This window comes from Sandarakinorhabdus limnophila DSM 17366, assembly GCF_945882885.1.
Taxonomy (GTDB): Bacteria; Pseudomonadota; Alphaproteobacteria; order Sphingomonadales; family Sphingomonadaceae; genus Sandarakinorhabdus; species Sandarakinorhabdus limnophila_A.
On the sequence record NZ_CAMCWT010000056.1, the window covers coordinates 1 to 13,750 of the forward strand.

The following is a 13,750-nucleotide window of genomic DNA, read 5'->3' on the forward strand; positions in this document are numbered from 1 at the left end:
GCGGATTGCTGATCGAAACCGACGGCCGCCGCGTCGTCAGTATACGCGGCGACTCCGACGATCCGATCTCGCGCGGCCATATCTGCCCCAAGGGCAATGCCATTGCCGATCTGGAAGCAGATCCCGACCGGCTGACCAGTCCAATGAAGAGGGTGGGTGAAGACTGGGTGGCGCTGGAGTGGGAAACGGCGCTTGCGGAAATCGGTACCAAATTCGCTGCCATCAAGGCTGCGGGCGGCGCGGCAGCGCTCTTTGTTGGCAACCCCACCGCACATGATTTCGCGCTGGGCATGCAGACCGGCGCGCTGAAGAAGGCGCTGGGGGTTCGGGGGGTTTATTCGGCCTCCACCGTCGATCAGATGCCGCACCAGCTGGCGCAATATTTTCTCTATGGCCACAATGCGTTGTTCCCGATTTCCGATATCGAACGCACGCAGCACCTGGTGATCCTTGGCGGCAATCCGCTGGCATCGAACGGCAGCGTATGGACCGTGCCCGACGTGAAGCGCCGCATCGCCGAAATGCAGGCGCGCGGCGGCCGCCTGACCGTGATCGATCCGCGCCGTAGCGAAACGGCGGGCATTGCGGACGCCCATCATTTCATCCGCCCCGGCAGCGATCCGGCCCTGCTGGCGGCGCTGCTGTTGGCGCTGGACGACGCCGGACTCGTGAACCCCGGCCGGCTGGCGCCGATGCTGGAGGGCTGGGACGAGGCGTGGCCGGCGCTTCGCCAGTTCACGGTCACCGATCTCGCCCGCGCCTGCGGCTGGGAGGTTGCTGCCATCCATGCGCTGGCCGCCGAGCTCGGCAATGGCCAGCCCACCGCCGTGTATGGCCGCATCGGCGTGAGCACGGCGCCGTTCGGCACGCTGGCGCACTGGCTGATCAACCTGCTTAACATCGCCACCGGCAATCTCGACCGCGAGGGCGGCGTGATGTTCTCATCGCCGGCGGTGGATGTTGCCGGCAGTTCCGGCCCCGGCAGCCGCGGGCGCTTCTTCAGCCGCGTGAGCGGCCATCCGGAGGTGATGGGTGAGTTCCCGGCGGCGAGCCTCGCCGAGGAGATTGCCACACCCGGAGAAGGCCAGGTGAAGGCGCTGGTAGTGATTGCCGGCAACCCGGTGCTCTCAGTGCCGGATGGCGGCGCACTGGATGCGGCGCTCGACAGGCTGGAACTGATGGTCTCGATCGATCCGATGATCACAGCAACATCACGCAAGGCGCATTACATTCTGCCGCCCTGCCCGCCGCTGGCCAAGGATCATTATCCGCTGCTGCTGGCCGCCATTGCCTTCCGCAACTTCGCCAAGTTCTCGCCTGGCCTGTGGGAGCCACTGGCAGGGCAGAAGCGCGATTGGGAAGTGGTGGCCGAACTGGCGCAGGCGCTGGCCGCTGCGCAAGGCATCAACTTGCCGCCACCGGTGCAGCCGCGCGAACAGCTCGATCGCATGTTGCAAAAGGGCGGGCGGAGCCTGGCGGACGTCATGGCGCATCCGCACGGGCTTGATCTGGGCCCGCATGTGCCACGCTTGCCAGAGCGGCTGTTCACGCCTGGCAAGACCATCCGCTGCGCACCTGAACCGGTAATCGACGATTTCACCGGACGCTTTGCCGCGTGGCTGAAGGAGCAACCCGAGCCCGGCCTGGTATTGATCGGCCGCCGTCATATCCGCAGCAACAACAGCTGGCTTGGTAACGCCCCGCGCCTAGCCAAGGGACCGGACAAGTGCATCGTGCTGATCAACCCCCAGGATGCCGCTGAACACGGCATCGGCGATGGCGCGCTGGTGCAGATCAGCAGCGCCGCCGGCACGGTGGAGGCGCCGGCCAGGGTGACGGACGAGATCATGGCCGGCGTCATTTCCCTGCCCCATGGTTTTGGCCATGCCCGGCCCGGTGTGCGCCAGTCGGTGGCAACGCTGCGGCCGGGGGTGAGCCACAATGATCTGACTCTGCGCACACGGCTGGACGTGCTGTCGGGAACGGCGGCGCTGGTGGGCACGCCGGTCAGGATCAGCCCTGCCTTCGCGGTTGCAGCAGAGGCCGCGAGCGGCTAAAGTGGCGCTCTATGTTTAAACTCCCCGATCACAAAGACCGCGCCAAGACCGCCGCCGAAGCCAAGCTGGCCAAGCTGGAAAAATTCAAAGCCGCTGCGCCAAGCGATGAAGCCATTGCCGCGGCCCGTGCGCGCGCCGAAAAGCGCGCCCAGAAGGAAGCCGAAGCCAAGGTCGCCCGCGCCGAACGCGCCCGCCAAATGGCCGAAGAAAAAAAGGTCAAGGAAGCCCAGCGCGAGAAGCAGGCCGAACAGCAGCGCCTGGAAGCCATTTCCCGCGAAGCCGCCCAGAAGGCCGCCCGCGACGCCCGCTACGCCGCCCGCAAGCAGCGCATCCGCTAACCAGCCGCTTCAGCGCCAGAACCGCGGCGCTGTCATCACCTGTTCGTGGGCCTTCACGGCTGTGGCCAGCAGCGCCGGGCGTTGGGTTTGGCCAGTCAGCGCAGCAGCCCCGCGCACACGGCTGCTGCCGATGCGGGCCAGCACCGCCTGCGCCACCAGCAGATCGTTCAAGGCACCCAGTGCATCCTGCAGGGGCAATAGCGCCGACATGAAGCGCGCTCGCCGGCCGGGTGCCGGAAACAGGCTGCCGAACAGTTCGCAGGCATGGCGCAGCCGCTTCACGCGCTTGCGCAGCCGGTGGCGGGCTGCGTCATCGCCATCCACCAACGCCTGCCCAACCTTCTTCACCTTGCGCCGGTAGCAATCAAGCTGGCGGGCGGCGTGATCGCGTGCATCGTCCGCCGGCAGTGGTGGGTGCAGCACAATCCATTCCGACAGGTCGAGCAGCATGGCCCGGGTGGAGGCGGCGTGCAGTGCAGCCATCGCGTGGGCGAAGGCTTCATCCCGCGCGGCTGAGAGCTTGTCGTGCAGCGGGCCCGGCGAGGCCCGCGCCAGCAGAACATCCAGATCGCGTGCAGCACCCAATGCGCCCGACAGGTCGCGCAGCCCCGCTTCCAGCGCCAGCTGTGGGCCAGTGAGTGGCTGGAACAGTCGCAGTGCCGATCGCAGCCGGCGCAGGCTCACCCGCATCTGGTGCAGGGTTTCGCCATCCAGCGTGGCCAGCAATTGCGCCTCACTGCGGCGGCACTAGCCGAGGCAGGCGCTGACGACGGCGCGCAATACCGCATCGGTTCCACCCAGATCCAGCAGCCCTTTCCGTTCGCGGTCCATCTGCCCTTACCCCGCACCATTCGCCGGGACAAGCATAAGCCGGATCAGTGGCCAGAAAACGCCATCAGACTGTGGGGGGTGATGCCGGCCTCGCGCAGCCGCTGGGTGCCGCCCAGATCGGGCAGATCGATTGCAAAGGCCGCCTGTGTCACCACGGAGCCGGCGCCGCGCAGCAGTTGTGCCCCGGCAAGGGCAGTGCCGCCGGTGGCGATCAGATCATCAACCAGGCAGATACGACTGCCGGCCGGCACGGCATCATCGTGCATCTCGATGCGATCCTGGCCATATTCCAGCGCATAATCCACGCCCGAAACGGGCCCGGGCAGCTTGTTCTGCTTTCTGAGCAGCACCAGCCCCACACCCAGTTCGCGGGCCAGGGCCGCCCCAAAGATGAAGCCGCGCGCCTCGATCCCGGCGATCAGATCGGGCAGCGTTGCAAGGCTTGCAGCCATGCGGGTGATGGCGGCGGCAAATCCCGGCCCATCCAGCAGCAGCGTGGTGATATCGCGGAACATGATCCCCGGCTTGGGATAATCGGGAATCGTGCGCACCAGCGCCTTCAAGTCTTCATTCACCGTCAAAAACCCTCAAAACGTCAGAAGGCGGCCATCCTGCCGGATGGCCGCCTCCCTGCAACACGCAAACTGCCAAATCAGGCCTTTTTGATGTCGGCCCAAACCTTGCGGTACGACAGATAGCCCAGCCCGGTCATGATGATCAGGAACAGGATCACCGCCATGCCGGTTTCCTTGCGGTTTTCCAGCTTGGGTTCCGCCGTCCAGGTCAGGAAGGCGGTCACGTCCTTCGCATATTGATCGGTGGTCGCGGGCGAGCCATCGGAATAGGTCACCTGGCCATCAGCCGCGAGCGGCGGCGGCATGGCGATGTTGATGCTGTGGAAATAGGGATTGTAATACAGCGTGTCCGGCTTCACCCAGCCCTTCGGCACATCACCGGAATAGCCGGTGAGGAGCGAATAGACATAGTTGGTGCCATCCGGGCGAGCCTTGGTCATCAGCGACAGATCCGGCGGATTGGCACCGTTCTGAGCTGCGCGGGCAGCCGCTTCGTTGGCATAGACCAGCGGGAATTTGTCAGCACCGGTCGCCTTGCGGGTGGTCGGCTCACCGTTCGAGTCGATCGCGGCCACGTCATATTCGGCAGCAATCGTCTTGATCTGGCCCTCGTTGTAGCCAAGATCGGCCAAGTCGCGGAAGGCGACGCGGTTGATCGAGTGGCAGGCCGCGCAGACTTCCTTGTACACTTGGAAGCCGCGTTGCAGCTGGGCACGATCGAACGTGCCGAACACGCCCAGATTGCCCGGGCCATTATGGGCCCATTCCATGTGCTTGGGATGCTTGTGGAGTTCCTTGGTCATGTCGGGCGAGGCCGCCTCGCGGGGAGCGATGGCTCCCCACAGGACGTTCACGACAAACAACAGGCCAACGGCAAGTGCGCCGAGACGGATCATGTATATGACTCCTTATTCGGCCGGCTGCGCGAGGGGCGCAGCGTCACCGCCACCTGACTTGCTGCCGTATTTGGCCAGCACGGCTTCCGAGATCGAACCCGGCAGCGGCTTAGTTTTCTCCAGCTTGGAGACGATCGGCAGGATGATCAGGAAATGGGCGAAATAATAGGCGGTGAGGACCTGGGACAAGCGCACCCAGGGTTCTTCCGCCGGCTTGCCGCCGCACACGCCCAGCACCACAGCCACCACCACGAACACCCAGAACAGCAGGCGGCTGAGCGGACGATAGTTGTTCGAGCGCACCGGCGATGTATCGAGCCAGGGCAGCAGGAACAGCAGCAAGATCGAAGCGAACATCGCGAGCACGCCCCACAGCTTGGCCGGCACGCCCAGGAAGTCGGTCGTGAAGGCACGCAGGATGGCGTAGAAGGGCCAGAAATACCATTCCGGCAAGATGTGGGCAGGCGTCGAGAGCGGGTTGGCCGGGATATAGTTGTCCGGCTCACCCAGGCTGTTCGGCATGAAGAACACGAAGGCCGCGAAGAGGATCAGGTAGATCCCGAGACCGACGAAATCCTTGGCCGTGTAATAGGGATGGAACGGCACGGTATCCGCTTCCGACTTCACGTCCACACCGGTAGGGTTGTTCGAACCCGGGATGTGCAGCGCCCAGACGTGCAGGATGATGACCCCGAACGTCACGAACGGCAACAGATAGTGCAGCGAGAAGAAACGGTTGAGCGTAGCGTTGTCCGGCGAGAACCCGCCGAGCAGCAGGGTCTGGATGTAGGTGCCCACGACCGGGAAGGCCGAGAACAGACCGGTAATGACCGTTGCGCCCCAGAAGCTCATCTGGCCCCATACCAGCACATAACCCATGAACGCGGTGGCCATCATCAGCAGGAAGATAACGAGGCCGAGCATCCACAGCACTTCACGCGGCGGCTTGTACGATCCGTAATAGAGGCCGCGGAAGATGTGGATATAGACGACACCGAAGAAGAAGCTGGCGCCGACCGCGTGCATATAGCGGATCATCCAGCCGCCGTTGACGTCGCGCATGATGTGCTCGACCGAATCAAAGGCGACGCGCGTGTCGGCGGCAAAGTGCATGGCCAGCACCACGCCAGTGATGATCTGGATCACCAGCGCCACACCAGCAAGCACGCCAAAGTTGTAGAAAGCGTTCAGGTTCTTCGGCGTCGGATAACCCGGCCCCAAAGCACCATGAACGAAGCGGGCAAGCGGCAGGCGCTCGTCCATCCATTTGCCGACTTCGCTCGTCGGCTGATATTGTTTTGCCCAGGGAAAGCTCATGCTCTTGCTCCTCAGCCAATGGTCACAGCGGTGGGCGACTTGAAGGCGTAGGGCGGCACTTCCAGGTTTTTGGGTGCCGGGCCCTTGCGGATGCGCGCGGCCGCATCATAGTGCGAGCCGTGGCAGGGGCAGAAATACCCGCCGAATTCGCCCTTGGCTTCGCCTTCGGCTGCGCCGAGCGGCACGCAGCCGAGGTGGGTGCAAACACCCAGCGTGATCAGCCATTGCTCGCTGCCTGGCTTGGTGCGGTCTTCCAGCTTCTGCGGGTCACGCAGAGTGGAAACGTCCACCTTCTTGGCATCAGCGATCTCTGCCGGCGTCAAGTGCCGGGCAAAGATCGGCTTGCCACGCCAGCTGGCCTTGATGGCCTGGCCGGGCTGCACTGCCGACAGATCGAGATCGATAGATGCCAGTGCCAACACGTCCGCGGACGGGTTCATCTGGTTGACGAGGCTCCAGGCCACCGGCACGACGCCGGCGCCGGCAAAGGCCGCCGTCGCCACGTAGAGAAAATCACGGCGGTGTTCGCCACCGGGACCGAGATCTTCGGCAGTCGCCTGCCGCACTTCGCTAGCCATCTTGCCCCTTCCGCAATCTGATGCACGACTGACAAGCGCTCAGCCTGCCTGCATGAAGGGTCCGAATAGACAAGCCGATGCCGCAACGCAACGGAGAAAAGCCCCGGCGCCCTCGGACATTTTGGCGCGGATATGACAATCCAGTAAGGCTTGGTTGTGTGCGCCGGCCGCAGTTGGGGGTTTCCCGCCACGCCAAGCCTGTCTAAAGCTTGGCCATGATCGAGCTTGATGACCAGCAGAAGGCCGCCCAGGCCTGGTTCCGTTCCCTTCGCGACAGCATCTGGGCGATGCTGGAACAGCTGGAGGATGAATCTACCTTTCCCGGTGACGCCGGCCGCTTCGAAAAGCGGGTGTGGAACCGGAGCGACCACAGCGGCGGCGAAGGTGGCGGCGGCGAAATGGGCATCATGAAAGGTCGGCTGTTCGAAAAGGCCGGGGTCAACATTTCCACCGTTTATGGCGAGTTCAACCCGGATTTCGCCAAGCAGATCAACGGCGCTGCCGAAGATCCGCGCTTCTTTGCCACCGGGCTCAGCCTGGTGATCCACCCGGCCAACCCGCTGGTTCCGGCAGTGCACATGAATACGCGGATGCTGGTCACGACGAAGCGCTGGTTTGGCGGCGGGGTCGATCTGAACCCTGCCCTGCCCGATGCAGCTGAAACCGCCGCCTTCCATGCCGCCGTGAAGACGACATGCGATCGGCACAGCCCGGATTATTATCCGGCACATTCGAAGTGGGCGGAGGAGTATTTCTGGGTGCCCCATCGCAACCGCCATCGCGGCGTGGGCGGCATCTTCTATGATCACCTGAACAGCGGCGACTGGGCGGCAGACTTTGCCTACACACAAGACGTGGGCCGCTGCTTCCTGGAAACCTATCCCAAGCTGGTGCGCGCCAAGATGCACCAGGATTTCAGCGAAGCGCAGCGTATCGAGCAGCTGAAGTACCGCGGCCTCTATGCCGAGTTCAATCTCGTCTATGATCGCGGCACCACCTTCGGCCTGAAGACCGGCGGCAACACCGATGCCATCCTGATGAGCCTGCCGCCGCTCGCGATCTGGGAATGAGCGAGCGGCCAGGTGGCGGCAGCATGGTGGCATCGCGGGTAATCGCGGTGCCAGCCGGTCAGATTGCCACCATCGTCACTTGCCTCGAAATGACTGCGCCGCCGGCGCCGGTTGTGCCGGTGAAATCAGCGTTGAAGCTGGAGCGCTGGACGGCGCCCGTGGATCTTGCGCGTTATCGCGCGCTGTTCCGCGCCATCGGTCAGCCCTGGCTGTGGCGCGGGCGGCTGGTGATGGATGACGAAACGCTGGCCGCGACGTTGAACGCGCCGACGCTGGAGGTGCATGTCGCCACACGGCGGGACGGCACGCCGCAGGGCCTGATGGAATTGGATTTCAGCGGCGACCGCGAATGCGAGCTGGCCTATTTCGGCCTGGTCCCGGAGTTGACCGGGCGCGGCCACGGGGCCTGGCTGATGGGCCACGCACTGAAACGGGCGTGGCGGGAGGGAATCCGCCGCGTCTGGGTGCACACCTGCGATCTTGATCATCCGGGCGCACTGACCTTTTACCAGCGCCACGGTTTCCGCCCTTATGAGCGGCTGGTCGAGATCTATGCAGATCCACGCGCCAGCGGGCTGTACCCGCCCGAAACGGCGCCGGCGGTGCCTCTGCTGCGCGCCGATACCTAGCGCAGCGGTGCGGCCAATTGGCGATAGGCGGCTGCACTGGCCCCGCCGACACCGACGGTGACAAGACAATTGCCGATGGCGGGCACCAGCGCGTGCAGGAAGCGCCCCACCGACGCCAGCCCGCCGGAGCGCGCCACCACGTCCAGCGCGGCGCCCGCGCCTTCGGCCAATATGCCGATGCCGATCACACCGAACAGGCCCAACACCAGGAACAGGGTCAATTGCAGGCCCTGCCCCTCGCTCAAGGCCCAGCTGCGGCGCAGCAGCGCAAAGGGCGTGCCACCTTCGGCCAGCACCACAGCACCCGAAAGAAACAGCAGCCGGGCGAACAACCACAAGCCGGGTACGACCAGCAGCAACAGGCCCAGCCCAATCGGCAACGAGCCGGCCAGTTGAGCCAACGCATAAACTGGAAACGCCGCCAGCGCCGCGGCCAGCGCTTCACGGGGCGTGGCATTGCCGCGCAGCACCAGATGGGTGGCAGCAAGCTGGCCGAACGCGGCGATCAGGCTGGGCACGGCCAGTCGCCACAGCGTTTGCTGATTGCTGATTGCGTCAAGGCTGGTGGGTGCAGGCGGGCCGAACAGTTCAACCGCCACCGCCGGCAGCAACGCGAATGGCGCCACCAGGAAAAACAGCCGCGGCAGATCTGCCCGTACGGCGGTGGACATCGTGTCCCACAGGGCGGCGGCCGACAGACGTTGCATTGTCGGCCTCCTTCCCGCCACGGTATTCCGGCCGGATCAGGCCGCCGGTTTGACGCCGGCTTCGGCCACCAGGGTATGCAATTCGCCGGCCTGGAACATTTCCATCATGATATCGCTGCCGCCAACGAATTCGCCCTTGATGTAGAGCTGCGGGATCGTCGGCCAGTCGCTGTATTCCTTGATGCCCTGCCGGATTTCCTGATCGGCCAGCACATCAACGCCTTCGAAGGCGACGTTCAGCCGTTCAAGGATGGCAATGGCAGTGGAGGAAAAGCCGCACTGCGGGAAGAAGGGCGTGCCCTTCATGAACAGCACGACATCGTTGCTGTTCACCAGATCGGCAATGCGTTCGTGGACTGGGTTGGTCATCGGGAGGAATCCTTCTTGGCCGGGCTGTTCACGCCGCGACCGTGGTCAATTTCAAAGCATGGAGCGCACCCCCCATGCGGCCGCCAAGAGCATTATACACCAGCCGCTGCTGCGCAACCCTTGAGAGGCCAGTGAACTGCGGCGCTGTCACCACCGCGGCATAATGATCGCCATCGCCGGCCAGATCGGTGATCTCCACCTGCGCACCGGGCAGCGCCGCCAGAATCGCCGCTTCGATGTCGGCTGCAGCCATCGGCATCAGGCGGCTCCGCTGATCTGGGCTTCGGCCTGGGCCAGTTTTTCGGCCAGCATCGCCTTGATGTCGTTCACGCCAACGCCCAGCCCGGCCAGATCGCCGTGCAACTTGGCGATGATGTCGTCATCACCGGGGATTTCCAGATCCGACAGCAGCACTGACTTGGCATAATCGTCGGCGGCCTGGCCATCCTTGCCCAGCTTTTCCGCCGCCCACAGGCCGATCAGCTTGCCGCGGCGGGCAAGGATGCGAAAACGCATTTCCTCGTCATGGGCGAACTTGGTTTCAAAGGCTTTCTGGCGATCGTCGAACGTGGTCATGTCATGCTGCTCCCAGGCGGGTATCCCACCCCAAATAGGTAAGCACGGCCGCCTGATCAATGATTGTATCTCGTCTTCTTTGCCGCTATGGCCACTCGCCCGCGCAGGAGGGCCGTGTTAGCCTGTTCCGGTGCTGTTGAATTTAAGCCGCGACCTGCCCTGCACCGGGCTGGCCGCGCCGCCTTCGAAAGGTTTGCCATGACCCGCCGCCGCCAGATTTACGAAGGCAAGGCCAAGATCCTGTATGAAGGTCCGGAACCCGGCACCATCATCCAGTATTTCAAGGATGACGCCACCGCCTTCAATGCCCAGAAGAAGGGCACGATCAGCGGCAAGGGCGTACTGAACAACCGCATTTCCGAACATGTCTTCACGCTGCTCGGCATGATCGGCATCCCCACCCACTTCATCCGCCGCCTCAACATGCGCGAGCAACTGGTGCGCCAGGTGGAGATCATCCCGATCGAAGTGGTGGTGCGCAACGTTGCCGCCGGCAGCATCGCCAAGCGCTTCGGCATCGAGGAAGGCACCCAGCTCCCGCGCACCATCATCGAATATTATTACAAGGATGATTCGCTGGGCGATCCGCTGGTGAGCGACGAACATATCGCCGCCTTCGGCTGGGCCAGCCAAGACGAGATGCATGACATCGCCGACATGGCGATACGCGTGAATGACTTCATGGCCGGCATGTTCGCCGCCGTCGGCATCCGCCTTGTGGATTTCAAGCTGGAGTTCGGCCGGCTGTTCGATGGCGAATTTGCCCGTGTCATCCTGGCCGACGAGATCAGCCCGGATGGCTGCCGCCTTTGGGACATGAAGACCGGCGACAAGATGGACAAGGACCGTTTCCGCCGCGATCTGGGCGGCGAAGTGGAAGCCTATCAGGAAGTCGCGCGCCGCCTTGGCCTGCTGACCGAAGACGAGCCGGCCGTGCTCGACCTGGATGAGCACCGCAAAGCCAGGAGCCAGACTTCGGGCAAGGACAAGCCGACGCCGACCGAGTGACGTATCAAGCCGGTGCCCAGCGCACCGGCTCGATCCGCCGCACCACAAGGCCGAAAATCAGCGTGCCGGTGCCAACGATGGCAGCGGTGATGATGAAGGCGGGGCGATAGCCGGCGGCATCGACGATGATGCCAGTCATCACGGGGCCGATCACGCCCGACAGATTTCCCAAACTTGTCTGCACCCCCACCCAGCGCCCGGCCGACGCCGGACCAGCCATCGTTTGGCCGATGACGAACAACAGATTGGGCACCGGGCCATAGCCGAAGCCGGTGATGGCGATAAGAGTGATCAGCGGCAGCCAGCCCTCGATATCGGGCAGCAGCAGCAGGCCCGTCACGCAGGCCGCCACAGAACAGAACAGCATCCGCCGCCGCCACTTGGAGCCATCGCCGCCATTGCGGATTGCCCGGTCAATCGCCCAGGCGCCCAGCGTGCCACCGGCGATCTGCGCGACGTAGAAGACCGAGGTGAGCAGGCTCATGTCGAGGATCGAGAAGCCGCGCGCCTTGACCAGCCACAGCGGCAGCCAGCCGACGATGAAATAGAGCGCGAAGGTACCGGCCAGGTGCAGCAAGGTAACGGCCCAGAAGGTCGGCTGGCGCAGCACGGCGGCAAGCGGTGCGGCGTTTTCAGGCGTTTCTACATGACGCCCCTCGCCTTCCTCGATGCCGCGGCGGGCCAGCCACCACGGCACCAGCCACACCAAAGTGGCGAGGCCGAAGACGATGAACATCTCCCGCCAGCCCCACAATTGCATCATGGCACCGCCGGCCAGCGTGCCAATCAGCGGCCCCAACGCGAGGCCGCCGGACAGCGAGATATTCGCCAGCCCGCGTGCACCTTCCGGCACTCGCGCGATGAGTTTCGATCCGCAGGGGAAGGCCACGCCTTCGCCCAGACCCATAAGAAGCCGCAGCAGCAGCAGGCCGGTGACGCCGCCGGCCAGGCCGGTGACGACAAAGCCCATGCCGATGGTGGCCAACGCCCAGGTGGCAACGCCCAGCGCCATCAGCAGACGCACGCTCATGCGGTCGGCGAGCCAGCCGGCGAGCGCCAGTGCGGGAACATAGGTCCAGTAGAAGCTGGAAACGATGACGCCGTAACGCTCGTTGGTGAGGCCGAATTCGTCCTTTATCAGCGGCGCCGCCACGCTCACCGCACCGCGATCGATGTAGTTGAGCGCAATGGCGGCCCCGATCAGGATGATCGCCCAGCGCAACGGACCTGACAGCATCAATTTCTCCCCAGACGTCACAGTGGCGGCCGCAAATTGGGCCGTCAACCGGCCACTGGATCGGCGCGCAACGCTTTGGCATCGTAGCGAGCATGATCATTCGAACGCTCGATCCGGACACTGATGCCGCGCTGTTGCCGGGTTTTGCCGCCTTGATGGTGGAGGCTGTGGCCGACGGCGCTTCCATCGGCTTCATGGCTGGATTTGATCAGGCTGGCGCACTGGCCTGGTGGCGAGGCCGGCTGGCGGCGGCGGCGCAGGGCGAGGTGCAGATATTGGTAGCGCTGGATCACGGTGGCGTTGCCGGCACGGTAAGCCTGGTGCCCGCCGCCATGCCCAACCAGCCGCATCGCGCCGATATCGCCAAGATGATGGTGGCAAAGCGGGCGCGCAGCCGCAGGGTGGGCGCAGCGTTGCTGGCGGCGGTGGAAGCATTGGCGATGGCGCAGGGGCGCACGACATTGGTGCTCGACACGATCAGCGGTTCGGCGGCGGCGCGGCTTTATGAACGGGCTGGCTGGGAAAAGGTGGGCGACATCCCGGCCTATGCCTTGATGCCGGACGGCGAAATGGCGCCCACCACTTTCTATACCAAGCGCCTGGCCTGAGTCTTTCTTCACAAAATCAGGGCGGTGTCGGCTCCGTCGCCGCTTCCCCTTCAGGCACTGGGCCGTCCACAATCGTCACGTCCACCCGCCGGGCCTGGGCCAGGCTGTCGATGCGGTCGTTGGTGTCGGCTGGCTTGACCAGATCAATGTCCGTTGCGGCCACGCCAAGCGCCACCAACCCGCCGCGCACGGCGTAAGCACGCGATTTGGAGGGCGCAGCGTTGAAGGCAGCATCACCGCGCGGATCATTGAAACCCGAGATCTCGAGGTGATGCCCCGGATTTTCAGCGAGCCACTTGCGCAGCCCTTCAGTGCGGGCTTCGAAATTCGGATAAATGTCCGATTTTGCGGTATCGAAATAGATCGACACCTGTGGCCGGCCATCGACAACCTGCTCGGTGACGCCAGCCCCGGCTGGAGGCAGCACGGCCGGCACGACCGCGGCGACAGCCATCGGCGCGGCCGCTCGCTTGCCGGAGCCGCCAACGATCAGTGCGCCGACGCCGCCAAAGACGAGCAAAGCGGCTGCGATCGGCCAAAGGCCGCCAAGACCGATCGCGGGTGGTGCAGAGCGGCGAACCGGGGCAACCGGCGGTACGGCTGCCATCACCGGCTGCACAGGCGGCGGCGGCGGTGGTGGCGGTGGTGGCGGTGGTGGCGGTGCGACGGGAATGGCGGCAGCGGCCAGCGGCAGTTCCTCGTCAACGGCCTTGCCGCCCTTGTTCTTGGGGCGGAAATCCTCGAGCCGGCCGAAATGGCTGGCCAAAAGGTAATAGACCGTCACGCGGTTCCTGGTGGTGTCCGCCTTCATGCGTTCACCAACGGCGGCGATGGCTGAGTCGAGCACGGAATCGGGGTCGGTCAGGCCCAGTTTCTTTCGGAGGAAATTGGCTTTGACGCGGTCGGTTTCGGCCGGGTCGGTGAACGAAACCAGCGAGGAGTCGCGATTGCGCA

Annotated in this window: 16 protein-coding genes and 1 pseudogene; 6 read left to right on the top strand and 11 right to left on the bottom strand. The window is 64.4% G+C overall.

Annotated features, from left to right (window positions below):
* Together Q7O19_RS11175 and Q7O19_RS11180 are read left to right on the top strand one after the other, a co-directional pair.
* On the top strand, nt 1–2,057 hold a 2,057-nt coding region (locus Q7O19_RS11175), incomplete at its 5' end, for a molybdopterin-dependent oxidoreductase (protein WP_303810596.1).
* A gap of 11 nt (nt 2,058–2,068) precedes the next feature.
* On the top strand, nt 2,069–2,395 hold the full coding sequence (locus tag Q7O19_RS11180) for a DUF6481 family protein (RefSeq protein WP_022678744.1): 327 nt from the start codon (nt 2,069–2,071) through the stop codon (nt 2,393–2,395).
* A 9-nt stretch (nt 2,396–2,404) separates the two neighbouring features.
* On the opposite strand, the pseudogene Q7O19_RS11185 reads toward Q7O19_RS11180, so the two are convergent.
* The 5 genes and pseudogenes from Q7O19_RS11185 to petA form a co-directional block, all read right to left on the bottom strand.
* Nucleotides 2,405–3,124 (bottom strand): annotated as a pseudogene (locus Q7O19_RS11185) (CHAD domain-containing protein); the annotation flags it as partial.
* A gap of 146 nt (nt 3,125–3,270) precedes the next feature.
* Nucleotides 3,271–3,807, bottom strand: coding sequence for an adenine phosphoribosyltransferase (locus Q7O19_RS11190; RefSeq protein ID WP_303810600.1), 537 nt, complete (start codon nt 3,805–3,807; stop codon nt 3,271–3,273).
* A 71-nt stretch (nt 3,808–3,878) separates the two neighbouring features.
* Entirely contained in the window at nt 3,879–4,697 is an 819-nt protein-coding gene (locus Q7O19_RS11195; protein ID WP_303810602.1) for a cytochrome c1, read from the bottom strand.
* Nucleotides 4,698–4,709: 12 nt separating this feature from the next.
* Complete coding sequence (locus Q7O19_RS11200; RefSeq protein WP_303810603.1) at nt 4,710–6,014, bottom strand: cytochrome b/b6; 1,305 nt, start codon at nt 6,012–6,014, stop codon at nt 4,710–4,712.
* An 11-nt stretch (nt 6,015–6,025) separates the two neighbouring features.
* Nucleotides 6,026–6,592 (bottom strand): ubiquinol-cytochrome c reductase iron-sulfur subunit, encoded by a 567-nt coding sequence (gene petA / locus Q7O19_RS11205; RefSeq protein WP_303810605.1) that lies wholly within the window; start codon nt 6,590–6,592, stop codon nt 6,026–6,028.
* Between the two features lie 215 nt (nt 6,593–6,807).
* On the opposite strand from petA, the gene hemF reads away from it, so the two are divergent.
* Together hemF and Q7O19_RS11215 are read left to right on the top strand one after the other, a co-directional pair.
* On the top strand, nt 6,808–7,662 hold the full coding sequence (gene hemF, locus Q7O19_RS11210) for an oxygen-dependent coproporphyrinogen oxidase (protein WP_303810606.1): 855 nt from the start codon (nt 6,808–6,810) through the stop codon (nt 7,660–7,662).
* The gene (locus Q7O19_RS11215; RefSeq protein WP_303810607.1) at nt 7,659–8,291 is read left to right on the top strand and encodes a GNAT family N-acetyltransferase; all 633 of its coding nucleotides are present in this window, start codon (nt 7,659–7,661) and stop codon (nt 8,289–8,291) included. Before hemF ends, Q7O19_RS11215 begins: the two co-directional genes overlap by 4 nt.
* Here Q7O19_RS11215 and Q7O19_RS11220 read toward each other — a convergent pair.
* Genes Q7O19_RS11220 through Q7O19_RS11235 form a run of 4 tightly spaced genes read right to left on the bottom strand, consistent with a single transcriptional unit; the run spans nt 8,288 to nt 9,943 of the window.
* Nucleotides 8,288–8,998, bottom strand: a complete 711-nt coding sequence (locus Q7O19_RS11220) for a hypothetical protein (protein WP_303810608.1) — start codon at nt 8,996–8,998, stop codon at nt 8,288–8,290. The genes Q7O19_RS11215 and Q7O19_RS11220 overlap by 4 nt on opposite strands.
* Nucleotides 8,999–9,034: 36 nt before the next feature.
* A complete protein-coding gene (gene grxD, locus Q7O19_RS11225; protein ID WP_022678734.1) occupies nt 9,035–9,367 on the bottom strand; it encodes a Grx4 family monothiol glutaredoxin in 333 nt (110 codons plus the stop codon).
* 28 nt (nt 9,368–9,395) lie between these two features.
* Nucleotides 9,396–9,626, bottom strand: coding sequence for a BolA family transcriptional regulator (locus tag Q7O19_RS11230; RefSeq protein ID WP_303810610.1), 231 nt, complete (start codon nt 9,624–9,626; stop codon nt 9,396–9,398).
* Nucleotides 9,626–9,943 (bottom strand): DUF1476 domain-containing protein, encoded by a 318-nt coding sequence (locus Q7O19_RS11235; protein ID WP_022678732.1) that lies wholly within the window; start codon nt 9,941–9,943, stop codon nt 9,626–9,628. The genes Q7O19_RS11230 and Q7O19_RS11235 overlap by 1 nt, the downstream gene beginning before the upstream one ends.
* Before the next feature lie 198 nt (nt 9,944–10,141).
* Here Q7O19_RS11235 and purC point away from each other — a divergent pair, with 198 nt between their 5' ends.
* Nucleotides 10,142–10,951, top strand: a complete 810-nt coding sequence (gene purC / locus Q7O19_RS11240) for a phosphoribosylaminoimidazolesuccinocarboxamide synthase (RefSeq protein ID WP_303783072.1) — start codon at nt 10,142–10,144, stop codon at nt 10,949–10,951.
* A 4-nt stretch (nt 10,952–10,955) separates the two neighbouring features.
* On the opposite strand, the gene Q7O19_RS11245 is transcribed toward purC, so the two are convergent.
* Nucleotides 10,956–12,188, bottom strand: coding sequence for an MFS transporter (locus tag Q7O19_RS11245; protein WP_303810612.1), 1,233 nt, complete (start codon nt 12,186–12,188; stop codon nt 10,956–10,958).
* 92 nt (nt 12,189–12,280) lie between these two features.
* On the opposite strand from Q7O19_RS11245, the gene Q7O19_RS11250 reads away from it, so the two are divergent.
* Nucleotides 12,281–12,796 carry a GNAT family N-acetyltransferase gene (locus tag Q7O19_RS11250; RefSeq protein WP_303810613.1) on the top strand — a complete coding sequence of 172 codons (516 nt, stop codon included), beginning with the start codon at nt 12,281–12,283 and terminating at the stop codon, nt 12,794–12,796.
* Nucleotides 12,797–12,812: 16 nt separating this feature from the next.
* Here the strand turns inward: Q7O19_RS11250 and Q7O19_RS11255 are convergent.
* On the bottom strand, nt 12,813–13,750 hold a 938-nt coding region (locus Q7O19_RS11255), incomplete at its 5' end, for a DUF2853 family protein (protein ID WP_303810614.1).